The sequence below is a fragment of the Nocardia sp. NPDC004568 genome (assembly GCF_040609955.1).
In the GTDB taxonomy this organism is placed as follows: Bacteria; Actinomycetota; Actinomycetes; order Mycobacteriales; family Mycobacteriaceae; genus Nocardia.
Window position 1 is genome coordinate 1 of record NZ_JBEXLL010000111.1, and the last position, 14832, is coordinate 14832.

The window sequence follows — 14832 nt, forward strand, 5'->3', positions numbered from 1 at the left end:
AGCGTGTTGTGTGACTGGATTTCTGTGGTGTTCTCTTCCTATGTGCCTGGCGACCGTGGGCCCGGTTCCGGGCCCACGAAAAAGGTAACGGGGGTGCGGTTGTCGCTGCTGGTCGCGCCGCGTTCGAAGGGTGGATACCGGCTCGCCGACGACTCCACCACCCAGGCCTGGTTGCGCGGCCGTCGCGGCCGCGGGGACGCCGTCGTGCTGCACGGCTACGACCAGGCCGCGACCAAACGGCGCCGGGCCGAGTTCGCAACGCTGCCCAGGCATGAGGCGCTCCTGCGGCTGACGGCCGCCGACCGGGCGATGGAGCAGGTCGGACTGCGCACCCGCCTGTTCGCCGCGCCCCGCTGGGATGTGTCCGCCGGGGCGACCGCGGCGTTGCCCGAGGCCGGTTTCCGGCTCTCGCTCGGGTTGACCGGTATCCACGATCTGGAACGCGATTCGGTGCAGAAGGCGTGGGTCTACGGCATCGGGGAAGGGTTCCGCGCCGAACCCTGGTGGTGCCGCGCGCTGGTCCTGGGCGCCGCCCGTACGGCGCGGCGGGGTGGTGCGCTGCGCCTGGCGGTTTCGGCCGCGCAGCTGGGCCGCCCCGGACCGCGGCAGGCGATGCTGGACGCCGTGGATCTCGCGCTCTATCACGGGGCGCGCAGCGAGGTGTACCGCTGGGAGCCCGTGCGCGCCGTCCGCGCGGCCTGAGACGCCGCCGCCCCATTCGGCGATAGCGGGGCGGCGGTTCCAACTTCCGGGATCGAGCCGGAGTGGACTTCGTCATGCGGAGCATGTTATGCATGAGTCATGCATAATAGCCGGACCGCGAACCTGTTGGGCGCCGCCGCGCTGGCGGTCACCGATCTGATGCTCGAACGCGTGGCCGACGACACCGGTGTCGGAACGAGCGCCGCCGCGGCGCTGGTGGTGCTGGCGGGCTCGCCCGGACTGAGCGGCACCGAGCTGGGTCGCCGGGTCGGGTCGAGCCAGTCGGCGGCGGCGCGCATGATCGACACCCTGCTGCGGCGGGAACTCGTGGAACGCCGCCCCGGACAGGGGCGCGAGATCGCCGTACGCCTCACCGAACGCGGCCGGCAGGCCGCAATGAACATCCTGGCCGCCCGCGGCGGCGGCCTCGAGCATGTGCTGGACCCGCTCGATACCGCCGAACGCGAGACCCTGGCGCTGCTGCTCGACAAGCTGCTGACCGGCCTGTACACCGATATCGGCAATGCCGACCTACTGTGCCGGCTCTGCGACCGGCGCTCGTGCACGACCGGGGCCTGCTGCCCGGTGGGCCAGGCCGAACGGGACCGGTCCGGATGACGGCGGGCGCGGCGCTGGCCCTGGCCTCCGCGGCCGCCTACGGTGTCTCCGACTTCGCCGGTGGGCTGCTGGCACGCCGGATCGATCTGCGTGTGGTCGCCGTGGTCGGGCAGGTCGGCGGACTGATCGTGGCACTGGCCGCCGCACCGCTGTTCGCCGGGCAGTGGGACGGCGAGAGCATGCTGTGGGGCGCGGTCTCGGGGATGGGGACCGGGGTGGGCATGCTGTTCCTCTTCCGCGGGCTGAGCCGTGGCGCCATGAGCACCGTCGTACCGGTCAGCGCGGTCGGCGGGGTCGCCTTGCCGGTGCTGGCGGGGGTGCTGTGGCTCGGTGAACGCCCGGCGGTGGCGGCCTGGGTCGGAGTGGCGGTAGCGGTCCCCGCGCTGTGGCTGGTTTCCCACGGTGGTGACGGCGCGGGCGGGCGCGCCGCGGGGACGGGTGACGCACTGATCGCGGGGGTGGGTATCGCGGTGCAGTATCTGGCCCTGGCGCAGAGTGCTCCGGCGGCGGGGATCTGGCCCGTGGTCGCCGGCCGGGTCGCCGCTGTCCTCACCCTGCTTCCGCTGTTGCGCGGCACGGGCGAGCGTCCGCGGCCCGCCACCATGGTGTGGTCGCTCGCGACCGGCGCCGCCGCCGCGATAGCCCTGATCTGCTATCTGCTCGCCGGCCGGGAGCAACTGGTGGTGATCGCGGTGGTGCTGTCCTCTTTGTACCCGGTCATCCCGATCGTCCTCGGGCTCGTGGTGCTCGGCGAAAAGCTCACTCGGATGAGGACAGCAGGGCTGGTCGCCGCGCTGCTCGCGGTCGCGCTGCTCGTCTTCGACTGAGGCCGCCGCCGCGTTCGGTATCCACCGCGCACCCCGGCCGGGCCGCGCGCCGGTCCGGCCCCGGCGGACCGAGCAGTTCGAGACCGCACCGGCCACGACGGCGGCAACCGCGTTCTGCGGGCGGCGACCCTCGATCACCGGGCACGGCCGCGATCTCGTGCGCGCTCGGGTATCGGCCACCGGATACGGTGTCGGCGAAGCGAGCCCGCACCGGGGCGCCGTCGTCGTCGTGGATAGCGAGCCCGCCGTGCCGCGACCGACGAGACCACCGAGGAGACAGCCATGACCTCCGCCGATGCCCCGGCCACCGCCGCGCTGCGCGAACGGGTGGCCGGATATATGCCGCGAGCGCGCACGGATCTGGCCGAACTCGTCGCGTTCCGCTCGGTCGCCGATCCCCGGCAGTTCCCACCCGAGGAATGCGAACGAGCCGCCCGGTGGGTGGCCGACGCGTTCGTCGCGGCCGGTCTCCCCGACGCCGCGCTGCACGAGACCCCCGACGGCAGCACAGCGGTCATCGCGTCCCGCCCCGCCCGGCGCGCCGACGGTGCTGCTCTACTGCCACTACGATGTGCAGCCGCCGCTCGACGAGGCGGCCTGGCGGACGCCGGTCTGGGAACTCACCGAGCGGGACGGTCGCTGGTACGGCCGCGGGGCGGCCGACTGCAAGGGCAATATCGTCGTGCACCTGACCGCGTTGCGTGCGCTGGGCTCGCAGCTGCCGGTCGGGGTGACGCTGGTCGCGGAAGGGTCGGAGGAACAGGGAACCGGTGGCCTGGAGCGATTCGTCGAAGCGAATCCGGACCTGCTGCGCGCCGACGCGATCGTGGTGCTGGACAGCGGTAATTTCGCGGTCGGCGTACCGACTTTCACCGAAACGCTGCGCGGCACTGTGAACGTCGTCGTCACGGTGGAAACGCTGGCCGGGCCGGTGCATTCGGGTATGTACGGGGGCGCTGCCCCGGACGCGCTGGCCGCCCTCATCCGGTTGCTGGATTCCCTGCGCGACGAGACGGGCAATACGACCGTGGACGGCCTCGCCGGCGACGGCACCTGGCCCGGCGTGCAATACCCGGCCGAGCAGTTCCGGGCCGACGCCGGCGTACTCGACGGTGTCGGTCTGCTCGGTGACGGAACTGTCGCCGATATGCTCTGGGCCCGTCCGGCGCTCACCGTGCTCGGTATCGACGCCCCCGGCGTCGTCGGCTCGTCGGCCGCGGTCCGGCCCCACGCCCGTGCCCGGCTCAATCTGCGGATTCCACCCGGGACCGACCCGGACGCCGCCTACCGTGCCCTGCTGGCGCATCTGGAAGCGCACACTCCGTGGCAGGCGAAGCTGACCGTCGAGCCCGAAGGGATCGCGGCGGTCCCGCCCGCACCGCGATGGAGGCCGCGCTCGCCGCCGCCTATGGCCGTCCCGCGACCACTCAGGGCCAGGGCGGCTCGATCCCGCTGTGCAACGTCTTCGCCGACACCTACCCCGACGCCGAGATCATGCTGCTCGGCGTCGAGGAGCCGCGCTGTCTCATCCACGCGCCGAACGAGAGCGTCGACCCGGGCGAGATCGAACACCTGGCGCTCGCCGAGGCGCTGTTTCTGTCGACCTACACCCGCTGAACCGGCCGCGTGTTCAGAGCTCGGCGTCGTTCTCCGGGCGCAGGACGGTGAATTCGGTGTCCGCCTTGCGCATTTCGTCGAGTCGGCTGAAATACACACCCCAGGCCTGCTCGGCGATGATCCCGTAGTGGATCGGGAAGGCCAGCCGGGGCGCCACCGACCGCAGGTAGTCGACCGCCTCGCTGATCTTCATCCACGGGGCGGCGGCGGGGACGGCGAGTACATCCACCGGGGTGGAGGGAACCCAGAGCGAATCACCGGGATGCACGAACTGGGTCGGATTCGCCGCGGTGCCCAGCTGGAAGACGGTGTTGTCGATCACCGGCAGGTCGGGATGGATCACCGCGTGCCGGCCCCCGCCGCCGGTGATCCGCAGCCCGTCGAGGTCCACCACATTGCCCGCGTGCAGTGCCTCCCAGGCCGCGCCCCGGAGTTCGGCGGTCTGCGGATCCGACAGCAGCCGCGCGCCGGGATTCGCCTCGATCAGCGGGTCGATCCGGTGCGGATCGATATGGTCGGCGTGCTGATGGGTGACCGCTATCGCGTCCAGTCCGGTGAGGCCTTCGAAACCGTGGGAGAACGCGCCGGGATCGAAAAGGATCTTCTTCCCGTTCAGTTCGACGAGTACGCAGGAGTGACCGAAGTGGGCTACATGCATGCACGCAAGGCTAGTACCGCATATGTTCGGTCACCCGCCGCGACCTTCCGGCCACCGGGCAATTAGGCTGCTCAGGTAACCCCATCCGCGTCCCGGCGTCGGCGCCGGGCGCAGCTCACCCCTTTTTGTGAGGAGCAACCCGTGGCACGTGTCGTGGTCGAGGTGATGCCGAAGGCCGAGATCCTGGATCCGCAAGGGCAGGCCATAGCCGGCGCCCTGCCGCGTCTGGGATTCGAAGGCGTCACCGACGTCCGGCAGGGCAAACGCTTCGAACTCGAGGTCGGTGACGATGTCAGCGACGACCAACTCGCCTCGATCGCCGAATCGCTGCTGGCCAACACCGTGATCGAGGACTGGAAGGTGGTGCGCGTCCCGTGACCGCCCGCATCGGTGTCATCACCTTCCCCGGCACCCTCGACGATGTCGACGCCGCCCGGGCGGTCCGGCTGGCCGGCGCCGAAGCCGTCAGCCTCTGGCACGGCGACGCCGACCTCAAGAGCGTCGACGCTGTCGTGGTACCCGGCGGTTTCTCCTACGGCGACTACCTGCGCGCCGGTGCCATCGCCCGGTTCGCGCCCGTCATGGGCACCGTCGTCGAAGCCGCCGGCAAAGGTATGCCGGTACTCGGTATCTGCAACGGTTTCCAGGTGCTGTGCGAGGCCGGGCTGCTGCCCGGCGCCCTCACCCGCAACGAGGGCCTGCACTTCATCTGCCGCGACCAGTGGCTGAGCGTCGAAGCCACCGACACCGCCTGGACCTCCCGCTACGAACCGGGCGCCCAGATCCTGGTCCCGCTGAAATCGGGGGAGGGTCGCTACCAGGCCTCGCAGCCGGTCCTCGACGAACTCGAAGGCGAAGGCCGGGTGGTGTTCCGCTACGCGGGCGACAACCCGAACGGGTCCCAGCGTGCGATCGCGGGCATCGCCTCGGAGAACAAGCGGGTCGTCGGGCTCATGCCGCATCCGGAGCACGCGACCGAGGCATTGACCGGGCCGAGTGACGACGGGCTGGGGTTGTTCCTGTCCGTATTGGACGTGCTGGTCGCTTCCTGACTCGAGGTCGGGTCGAAGGCCGACCCGGATACCTTTGAGGTGTCTCGCCGAACTCGACGCATACGGTTGCGTCGGCATTAGATGTCCGGATCGGATATCGACCCGACCGCTCGGGTGGCCTGGCGTCCGATCCCCTTTCACGAACAGCAGCGCCCTCTCGGTGCCGAGTTCGGCGAGGCCCTTGGCGGGTCGACCGAGGGGCCTCGACCCCGCGACGCCGAAGGCGGCGCCGATGAACACAGCGCTTAGGGTCGGATCATGCCGAGTTCTGCTGTGGCGGCTTCGGCCGCCGGGTTGTGTGAGTTCATCGATGCGTCGCCTTCGCCGTTCCATGTCTGCCGGACCATCGCGGCGGAGCTGGATGCCCACGGGTTCGTCCGGCTGGACGAGACGGAGGCGTGGCCCGGTCGCGGCGGGAGGTACTACATCGTTCGCGGTGGGTCGCTGGTGGCGTGGGCCGACCCGGAGCAGGCGGGACCGTTCCGCGTGGTGGGGGCGCATACCGACAGCCCGAATCTGCGGGTCAAACAGCATCCCGATCTGACGGTCGCGGGCTGGCAGCTGGTGCGGCTGGAGCCGTACGGGGGCGCTTGGCTGAACTCGTGGCTGGACCGTGAGCTGGGGATCTCCGGACGGCTCAGTGTGCGCGAGGGGTCGGGGCTGGCCGAGCGGCTGGTGCGGATCGACGAACCGATTCTGCGGGTCCCGCAGCTGGCGATCCATCTGTCCGAGGATCGGCGCGGGGTGACGCTGGATCCGCAGCGGCATGTGAACGCGATCTGGGGTGTGGGCAGTGAACGGGCGGCGTTCCTGGATCACGTGGCCGAGGCCGCCGGCGTGGATCCGCGAGCGGTGCTGGGCTGGGAGTTGATGACCCACGACCTGGCGCCCAGCCGGGTGATCGGTGCCGGCCGGGATCTGATCAGCGCACCTCGCCTGGACAACCAGGGCACCTGCTACGCCGGGCTGGCCGCCTTCCGGGCCGCCGTCGAGAATCCGGGGGATGCCGTCCCGGTGCTCGCCGTGTTCGACCACGAGGAGGTCGGCAGCCAATCCGACCGGGGCGCGCAGTCCGAGCTGCTGCCCACGGTGCTGGAGCGGATCGTGCTGGCCCGCGGCGGTGGCCGCGCCGAATTCCTGGCGGCGGTCGCGGGATCGGTATGCGCGTCCGGCGATATGGCGCACGCCACCCACCCGAACTATCCGGAACGGCACGAACCCTCGCACGGCATCGACATCAACGGCGGGCCGGTACTGAAGGTCAACCAGAATCTGCGCTACGCCACCGACGCCGTCGGCGCGGGAGCGTTCGCGCTGGCCTGTGACCGGGCCGGAGTGCCGATGCAGCGGTATGTGCACCGCGCCGATCTGCCCTGCGGTTCCACCATCGGCCCGATGACCGCCGCGCGCACCGGCATGCCGACCGTCGACGTGGGCGCGCCCCAGCTGGCCATGCATTCGGCGCGGGAGATGATGGGCGCCGCCGACGTGACCGCCTACGCGGCGGCCCTGGCGGCCTTCCTCGCCCCGTAGGCCGGTTCGGGTCCGGGCACGGCCAGGGGTTTTGCGGCGGCGGGGTCGGTAATCGGTGCGGCGCAGGTGGACGTAGGATTCGTGCTGGATCAACTCTGCCGGGACCCCGCCGCCGAGGCCCGGCGTTCCGACCGAACCGTGGCGCCGATGCCACCTGCCGCGAGCCGCGGCGGGCGCCCGGAAGGCCGGAGCCCGCGCGCGCCGGCGCGCCAACCCACGAAAGGATCCTGGTACCCCCGTGACTGAGCAGGTTGTCGATACGGTCGCCACCGCCGCCGCCACTCCGGATACGCCGCAGCCGTACGCCGAGCTCGGCCTCAAGGACGACGAATACGCCCGGATCAGGGAGATTCTGGGGCGCCGGCCCACCGATGCCGAGCTCGCCATGTATTCGGTGATGTGGAGCGAGCACTGTTCCTACAAATCCTCCAAGGTGCATCTGCGCTACTTCGGGGAGACGACCACCGAGGAGATGCGTTCGGCCATGCTCGCCGGTATCGGCGAGAACGCGGGCGTGGTCGATATCGGTGACGGCTGGGCGGTCACCTTCAAGGTGGAGAGCCACAATCATCCGTCCTATGTCGAGCCGTATCAGGGCGCGGCCACCGGGGTGGGCGGGATCGTCCGCGACATCATGGCCATGGGCGCGCGTCCCATCGCGGTGATGGACCAGTTGCGTTTCGGTGCCGCCGACGCCGCCGATACCCGCCGGGTGCTGGACGGGGTGGTCCGCGGAATCGGCGGTTACGGCAACTCGCTGGGGCTGCCCAATATCGGCGGCGAGACCGTCTTCGATGCCTCCTACCAGGGCAATCCGTTGGTCAACGCGCTGTGCGCGGGGGTCATGCGGGTGGAGGACCTGCATCTCGCTTTTGCCTCGGGCGCCGGGAACAAGATCATTCTCTTCGGTGCGCGGACCGGGCTCGACGGTATCGGCGGCGTTTCGGTGCTGGCCTCGGACACCTTCTCCGGTGACGATTCCGGCAGCGGCCGCAAGAAGCTGCCGAGTGTCCAGGTGGGCGACCCGTTCACCGAGAAGGTCCTGATCGAATGCTGTCTGGAGCTGTACCACGCCGGACTGGTCGTCGGTATCCAGGATCTCGGCGGCGCCGGGCTGTCCTGCGCGACCTCCGAACTGGCCGCCGCCGGTGACGGCGGAATGCGCATCGAACTCGACCGGGTCCCGCTGCGCGCCGCCGATATGACCCCCGCCGAGGTGCTGTCCAGCGAATCGCAGGAGCGCATGTGCGCGGTGGTGACCCCGGAGAACGTGGACGCCTTCCTCGCGGTCTGCGCGAAATGGGATGTGCTGGCCACGGTGATCGGTGAGGTGACCGACGGCGAGCGGCTGGAGGTCACCTGGCACGGCGAAACCGTGGTGGATGTGCCGCCGCGCACCGTCGCGCACGAGGGTCCGGTGTACGAGCGGCCGGTGCGGCGTCCCGCCGACCAGGACGCGCTCAATGCCGACACCCCGGACAACCTGCCCCGGCCCAAAACCGGCGAGGAACTGCGCGACACCCTGTTGAAGATGGTGGCCAGCCCACAGCTGTGCAGCCGCCGCTGGATCACCGAACAGTACGACCGCTACGTGCGCGGTAACACCGTGCTCGCCGAACAGGCCGACGCCGGGGTGATCCGGATCGACGAGGTGAGCGGCCGCGGTATCGCGCTGGCCACCGACGCCTCGGGTCACTACACCAAGCTCGACCCGTACACCGGTGCGCGGCTGGCGCTGGCCGAGGCCTACCGGAATGTGGCCGTCACCGGCGCCACGCCGAAGGCAGTCACCAACTGCCTGAACTTCGGATCCCCGGAGGACCCCGGCGTGATGTGGCAGTTCCAGCAGGCCGTCCGTGGGCTCGCCGACGGCTGTGTGGAACTGGGCATCCCGGTCACCGGCGGCAATGTCAGCTTCTACAACCAGACCGGCGAGAACGCCATCCTGCCCACTCCGGTGGTCGGCGTCCTGGGCGTGATCGACGAGGTCCACCGCCGCATCCCCACCGGTCTCGGCCTGGAGCCGGGGGAGACGCTCATCCTGCTGGGCGACACCCGCGACGAGTTCGGCGGTTCGGTCTGGTCGCAGGTGGCGCACGGCCATCTGGGCGGCCTGCCGCCGCAGGTCGATTTCGACCGCGAGAAACTGCTCGCCGATGTCCTCACCGCGGGCTCGCGCGACGGCATGATCAGTGCCGCCCACGACCTCTCCGAGGGCGGCCTGGCGCAGACCGTGGTCGAGGCGGCCCTGGCCGGCGAGACCGGTTGCCGGATCCTGCTGCCCGAGGACGCCGACCCGTTCGTGATGCTGTTCTCCGAATCGGCGGGACGGGTACTGGTCGCGGTCCCGCGCTCGGAGGAGACCCGCTTCACCCGGATGTGCACGGCCCGGGAACTGCCCTGGGTGCGCATCGGCGTGGTCGACCAGGGTTCGGATTCGGTCGAGGTGCAGGGCCAGTTCTCCGTCGGTATGGCCGAGCTGCGCGCCGCGCACGAGGGCACGCTGCCCGCGCTCTTCGGTGGCCACGCCTGACCTCGATCCCGTGGCTGGCGCGCCGGAGGTGACCCGGGCCACCCTCCGGCGCCGGTCGCGCCCGCCATACTGGACGGGTGCTGGAGACCGCTGATTCCGTGACCAGGTTGCGGCGGCGGTGTGTCGCCGTGGTCCGGCGGACCGAGCACATCATCGACCTGAACTACGTGGGTCTGGTGGTCGCGACGGTGTTCTTCGCGCTGTCGGTATCACCGTCGTTGCTGCCGCGCGACTGGATGTTCCAGGGGCTGATCAGTGGGATCAACGCGGCCATCGGGTACGGCGTCGGCTGTCTGCTGGAATGGTTGTTCCGGCTGTGGGTGCGGCCCCGGCTCACCCGGATACCGGCGCCGCCCACCTGGACCCGCTACGCCCTGAAATCCGCGGTGCTGATGACGGCCGCGCTGAGCGCCGGCTACATGCTGGTGCAGTCGGCGCACTGGCAGCGCGAGATCACCGCGCTGATGGGGATGGAAGGCACCACCACACCCGCCTACCTGCGGACCGGGGGTCTGAGCCTTACGGTCGGTGTGCTGGTGGTGGCCTGCTATCGCACTGTGCGCGAACTCATCCTGTATCTGGCCCGCCAGCTCAACCGGTGGGTCAAGATACCCCGGGAGCTGGCCCCCTCCGCGGGTTTCCTGGTTCTGGTGCTGCTCGTGGTGACCCTGTTCAACGGCGTCGCCACCCGCGCCTTCTTCGCCGCCGCGAACTCGGCGTTCAGCGTGCGCAACGACCACACCTCCGAGTACGCCGTCCAACCCCGCCTCGCCGAACGCTCGGGCAGCCCGGAATCGTTCGCGCCCTGGGAGACTCTCGGATTCGAGGGCCGCTGGTTCGTCTCGCACGGGCCGAGTGCCCAGCGCATCTCCTGGGTCACCGGCCGGCCCGCGAAGGAGCCCATCCGCGCCTACGTCGGACTGGAATCGGTCGAGGACACCGGACTGAGCCAGGCCGAGCTGGCGGTCGCCGAACTGGAGCGCACCGGCGCCTTCGACCGGGAGGCGCTGGTCGTGGTCACCACCACCGGCACCGGCTGGGTCAACTCCATGGCCGCCAACGCCATCGAGTACATGTACGGCGGCGACTCGGCCATCGTGGCCACCCAGTACTCGTATCTGCCCAGCGCGCTGTCGTTTCTGGCCGACCGCGGCAAGGCCGCCACCGCGGGCCGGGAACTGTTCGACGCGGTCTACCGCAAAACCCTCACCCGCCCGGCCGCCGAGCGACCGAAACTGCTCGTCTACGGCGAAAGCCTCGGATCGCAGGGTTCGGAGGCTGCTTTCGACGGGCTCGCCGATCTGCGGGAGAAGGTGGACGGCGCGCTCTGGGTCGGACCGCCGAACTCCAACCGGCTGTGGCAGCAGTTCGTGAACCGGCGTGATCCCGGCTCGACCGAAACCGAGCCCGTCTACGCCGACGGACTGGTGATCCGATTCGCCGGAGATCGAGAGGACCTCGCCCGGCCCGGCCCGGAATGGCGGGCACCGCGGATCGCCTACCTGCAGCACGCCTCCGACCCGATCGTCTGGTGGTCCCCGGATCTCGCGCTGACCCGGCCGGATTGGCTGTCGGAACCGCGCGGCGCCGATGTCTCGCCCCGGGTGCGCTGGGCACCGCTGGTCACCTTCTGGCAGATCAGCGCGGATCTCACGAATGCCCAGGGCGTGCGTGACGGGCACGGCCACCGCTACGGCAGTCTGGTCCTGGACGGCTGGGCCGCGGTCGCCCAACCCCCGGACTGGAACCCCGAACTCGCCGAACGGATCCGGCTGGAGATCGAGGCGTACGAGGCATACGAGCGCGAGGTGAAATGAGATTCCGGGTAGCGGGGGCGGTGGGTCTCCCACTGGTGTGGAACAACGTGGTGCTGCCGCGCCTGCGATTCGACCACCGGGGGCGCACGGTGGCGAACGCCCTCGCCGCGACCGGGTACGCCCTGGTCTTCGCGGGCACACCGCGGTGGATTTCCGCGCGCGGGCTGCGGTACGGAATCGGTTGCGCCGGTATCGTCGCCGCCGGTTTCGCCGTCGCGTCGGCCGCGCCCTCGCTGCGCCGCGCACTGTCGGCGCCGCGGGACCGTGCGCCGGCGACGAGCACGGTGGAATGGGTGGCCGTGCAGATCCCGCTGGGCACCGTCTACACCGAAGAGCTGATCTTCCGGGCCACGCTGGAACCGCTGCTGGACAGGGAATTCGGCGACCGGGCCGGTCGTCTGCTGGGTGCGGCGGTGTTCGGCCTGTGGCATATCCATCCCGCTCGGGCCGCGGGTGACAGTGTGCCCGCCACCGTCGTCTTCACCGGCGCGGCCGGTCTGCTCTTCGGCGCTCTGTACCGGCACACCGGCAGTGCCGCCGCACCGGCCCTGCTGCACTGGGCCGTGAACGCAGGCGGCGCGCTGGTACCGCGGCTGCTGCGCGGAAATCGGACGATGAACTAGGCGCGACTGTGCCGATGGTGACACACTGCGCCGGTGAGGTTGATCGACAGCGACGGATACGGTGTGGAGCTCTCTGTTGCCGGATACCAATTCCCGGACCATATCGATCCGCGAATCCGGTACAGCTGGCTGGTCATCGCCGGTACCGCGAACTCCCCCGACGGGAACTGGTTTTTCCGCTGGCAGGCACTGAGTCTGGACGACACGATCGAGTTGGCGGATTGGCTACGCCGGATCGCGGCCGAGGCGCAACCGGGTGGTACGCCGGCCGACGGACCCGCTCGGCTGGCCTTCACCGAACCCAATCTGAGTTTCACGGCCACCCGGGCCGGCAGTGAGATCGAATTGCGGATCGGCCTGGATCTGGAGTTCTCCCCGCCCTGGGATCGGCGGGCCGCCGCGGGCTCCCCCTACATCGTCACGGCCCGGCTCTCGGCCGCCGATATCGCCACGGCCGCCAAGGACTTGGGCGCCGAGGTCGACAGTTACCTGCCGCCCGGTGGCAGCCTGATCGGTCGCCCCCGCTGAGCGGCGCTCGCGAATCGCGTTCGTGGCGCCACCGCGGGTGATATCGCCCACGTTGCGCCGGGTAGCGCGCGGGGCTTATGGCCGGGTCGCCCCGGGAGTCGCTGCCGATGTCCGCTGCGCGGCCCGCGGACGTCCGGGTTTCCCTCGTTTCAGCAGGTGAAAGGGGGTTAACTGGGTAGGAAGGTTTGCTGGGCCGCTCGACGGCGGGCTGCGGGCCCCGGTAAGGAACGTTTCGGGCCCGCTTGCTACCCGAGTGCTGATCCGGTGACGCGCAAGTACGACACACCCGTAGACTGTCGAGTGCCCCCCACACCCGCCCGACCAGGGAGCGCACGGTGACCCACGCCGACCAGCCGGCAGTCAGCAATCCCACCGCAACCGACGAGACCGAGAATCCGCCCCGCGAGGAATGCGGAGTCTTCGGGGTCTGGGCCCCGGGTGAGGACGTGGCCAAACTCACCTACTACGGCCTCTATGCTCTGCAACACCGCGGCCAGGAAGCCGCGGGCATCGCGGTCTCCGACGGATCGCAGGTGTTGGTCTTCAAAGATCTCGGCCTGGTCAGCCAGGTGTTCGACGAACAAACCCTGGCCGCCATGCCGGGCCACGTCGCCGTCGGCCACTGTCGCTACTCCACCACCGGAGCCACCACCTGGGAGAACGCCCAGCCGATCTTCCGCACCACTGCCGTGGGCTCCGGGCTCGCGCTCGGTCACAACGGCAATCTGGTCAACACCGCCGAATTGGCCGACCGTGCCCGTGAACTGGGCCTGGTCGCCGGCCCCGGCCGCCCCGGCTCCGTCTCGGCGACCTCGGACTCCGATGTGATGACCGCGCTGCTGGCGCACGCCTCCGCGGATTCGAGTATCGAGCAGGCCGCCATGGAATTGCTGCCCACGGTGCGCGGCGCCTTCTGCCTCACCTTCATGGACGAACACACCCTCTACGCCGCCCGCGATCCGCACGGTGTCCGCCCGCTGGTACTGGGCCGCCTGGAACGTGGCTGGGTGGTCGCCAGCGAAACCGCCGCTCTCGATATCGTCGGCGCCTCCTTCGTCCGCGAGATCGAACCCGGTGAATTGCTCGCCATCGACGCCGACGGCGTGCGGTCCTCCCGCTTCGCCAATCCCGAACCCAAGGGCTGCGTTTTCGAGTACGTGTACCTGGCCCGCCCCGACAGCGCCATTTCGGGGCGTTCGGTGCATGCCACCCGGGTCGAGATCGGCCGCCGCCTCGCCGCGGAGCACCCGATCGACGCCGACCTGGTGATTCCGGTTCCCGAATCCGGCACCCCCGCCGCCGTCGGCTACGCGCAGGGTTCCGGTGTGCCCTACGGGCAGGGCCTGATGAAGAACGCCTACGTCGGCCGCACCTTCATCCAGCCCAGCCAGACCATCCGCCAGCTCGGCATCCGGTTGAAACTCAACCCGCTGCGCGAAGTGATCCGCGGCAAACGCCTCATCGTCGTGGACGATTCGATCGTCCGCGGCAACACCCAGCGCGCCCTCATCCGGATGCTGCGGGAGGCCGGCGCCCTGGAGATCCACGTCCGGATCGCCTCCCCACCGGTGAAATGGCCGTGCTTCTACGGGATCGATTTCGCCTCCCGCGCCGAACTGGTCGCCAACAACGCCGGCACCGACCCCGACGGAATGCCCGACGACCCGGAGGCCATGCACGACATGGTCGAAGGCGTCCGCCGCTCCATCGGCGCCGACACCCTCGGCTACATATCGATCGACGGCATGGTCGCCGCCACCGAACAGCCCCGCACCCGACTGTGCTGCGCCTGCTTCGACGGGAACTACCCGATCCCGCTACCCACCGAAGCCGCGATCGGCAAGAACCTGCTGGAGTTCGGCCAATCCCGCGTCCTCACCGAGAACGCCAACGCGAGCGCCCTCAGCCGGCCGTAGCGGGCCGGATCCGCATCGGTCTCGGAAGCGTGACTCGATGGTGAAGTCCGTGCTCACGCGGTCGTGGCACTGCCGTGTTCACCGGCGGCGCATGCGATGTGCGGTCGGCCGTCCAGGGAGTGCGACCATCGAGCACCTTCGGCCGAGGACGGGATGTGCCTCGCCCCTTCGAGGGCCTCGCTGAACTCGGCACCGAAAGGGCGCGGCAGTTCGTGAAGTCGATCGGACACCAGGCCGCCCGCACCTCGGCCGCCAGGCCGCCCACCCAGTCGAGTCCCCCTCCGCTCCGGACATCGAATGCCAACGCACCCCGCATGCGTCGAGTCTTACGAGACACCTCCAAGGGTTGAGGCCCGTCTCGCCGTTTCGGCCTCGAAAGCGCCGCGCGAAGCGCAAGTCTCGAGGCCG

At 70.0% G+C, this 14832-nt stretch carries 11 protein-coding genes and 2 pseudogenes; 12 read left to right on the forward strand and 1 reads right to left on the reverse strand.

Annotation, left to right across the window (positions count from 1 at the left end; all coding sequences use genetic code 11):
- Positions 1 to 93: 93 nt before the first annotated feature.
- From ABZV91_RS30315 to ABZV91_RS30330, 4 genes and pseudogenes are all read left to right on the forward strand, one after another.
- Positions 94 to 702, forward strand: a pseudogene (locus ABZV91_RS30315) (DUF2334 domain-containing protein); the annotation flags it as partial.
- A gap of 99 nt (positions 703 to 801) precedes the next feature.
- Positions 802 to 1320 carry a MarR family transcriptional regulator gene (locus ABZV91_RS30320; RefSeq protein ID WP_355249126.1) on the forward strand — a complete coding sequence of 173 codons (519 nt, stop codon included), beginning with the start codon at positions 802 to 804 and terminating at the stop codon, positions 1318 to 1320.
- On the forward strand, positions 1317 to 2147 hold the full coding sequence (locus tag ABZV91_RS30325) for an EamA family transporter (protein ID WP_355249129.1): 831 nt from the start codon (positions 1317 to 1319) through the stop codon (positions 2145 to 2147). The genes ABZV91_RS30320 and ABZV91_RS30325 overlap by 4 nt, the downstream gene beginning before the upstream one ends.
- A gap of 282 nt (positions 2148 to 2429) precedes the next feature.
- Positions 2430 to 3764 (forward strand): annotated as a pseudogene (locus tag ABZV91_RS30330) (dipeptidase).
- 13 nt (positions 3765 to 3777) lie between these two features.
- On the opposite strand, the gene ABZV91_RS30335 reads toward ABZV91_RS30330, so the two are convergent.
- Complete coding sequence (locus tag ABZV91_RS30335; protein ID WP_355249132.1) at positions 3778 to 4422, reverse strand: MBL fold metallo-hydrolase; 645 nt, start codon at positions 4420 to 4422, stop codon at positions 3778 to 3780.
- Between the two features lie 141 nt (positions 4423 to 4563).
- Between ABZV91_RS30335 and purS the strand changes: the two genes are divergently transcribed.
- The 8 genes from purS (at position 4564) to purF (ending at position 14424) form a co-directional block, all read left to right on the forward strand.
- The gene (gene purS, locus ABZV91_RS30340) at positions 4564 to 4800 is read left to right on the forward strand and encodes a phosphoribosylformylglycinamidine synthase subunit PurS (RefSeq protein ID WP_030522869.1); all 237 of its coding nucleotides are present in this window, start codon (positions 4564 to 4566) and stop codon (positions 4798 to 4800) included.
- On the forward strand, positions 4797 to 5474 hold the full coding sequence (purQ, locus tag ABZV91_RS30345; RefSeq protein WP_355249136.1) for a phosphoribosylformylglycinamidine synthase subunit PurQ: 678 nt from the start codon (positions 4797 to 4799) through the stop codon (positions 5472 to 5474). Before purS ends, purQ begins: the two co-directional genes overlap by 4 nt.
- A 258-nt stretch (positions 5475 to 5732) precedes the next feature.
- A complete protein-coding gene (locus tag ABZV91_RS30350) occupies positions 5733 to 7007 on the forward strand; it encodes a M18 family aminopeptidase (RefSeq protein ID WP_355249139.1) in 1275 nt (424 codons plus the stop codon).
- Positions 7008 to 7245: 238 nt separating this feature from the next.
- Positions 7246 to 9540, forward strand: coding sequence for a phosphoribosylformylglycinamidine synthase subunit PurL (gene purL, locus ABZV91_RS30355; protein WP_355249142.1), 2295 nt, complete (start codon positions 7246 to 7248; stop codon positions 9538 to 9540).
- Between the two features lie 77 nt (positions 9541 to 9617).
- The gene (locus tag ABZV91_RS30360) at positions 9618 to 11357 is read left to right on the forward strand and encodes an alpha/beta hydrolase (RefSeq protein ID WP_355249145.1); all 1740 of its coding nucleotides are present in this window, start codon (positions 9618 to 9620) and stop codon (positions 11355 to 11357) included.
- Positions 11354 to 11980 (forward strand): CPBP family intramembrane glutamic endopeptidase, encoded by a 627-nt coding sequence (locus ABZV91_RS30365; protein WP_355249148.1) that lies wholly within the window; start codon positions 11354 to 11356, stop codon positions 11978 to 11980. The genes ABZV91_RS30360 and ABZV91_RS30365 overlap by 4 nt, the downstream gene beginning before the upstream one ends.
- A gap of 33 nt (positions 11981 to 12013) precedes the next feature.
- Entirely contained in the window at positions 12014 to 12508 is a 495-nt protein-coding gene (locus ABZV91_RS30370; protein ID WP_355249151.1) for a hypothetical protein, read from the forward strand.
- 335 nt (positions 12509 to 12843) lie between these two features.
- Positions 12844 to 14424, forward strand: coding sequence for an amidophosphoribosyltransferase (gene purF / locus ABZV91_RS30375; RefSeq protein ID WP_355249154.1), 1581 nt, complete (start codon positions 12844 to 12846; stop codon positions 14422 to 14424).
- Positions 14425 to 14832: the final 408 nt, after the last annotated feature.

Bases quoted from the DNA above. Each gene is read 5' to 3' on its own strand.
- ABZV91_RS30350 (WP_355249139.1), top strand. From the start codon at position 5,733: ATGCCGAGTTCTGCTGTGGCGGCTTCGGCCGCCGGGTTGTGTGAGTTC.
- ABZV91_RS30325 (WP_355249129.1), top strand. From the start codon at position 1,317: ATGACGGCGGGCGCGGCGCTGGCCCTGGCCTCCGCGGCCGCCTACGGT.
- ABZV91_RS30320 (WP_355249126.1), top strand. From the start codon at position 802: ATGCATAATAGCCGGACCGCGAACCTGTTGGGCGCCGCCGCGCTGGCG.
- ABZV91_RS30335 (WP_355249132.1), bottom strand. From the start codon at position 4,422: ATGCATGTAGCCCACTTCGGTCACTCCTGCGTACTCGTCGAACTGAAC.
- ABZV91_RS30365 (WP_355249148.1), top strand. From the start codon at position 11,354: ATGAGATTCCGGGTAGCGGGGGCGGTGGGTCTCCCACTGGTGTGGAAC.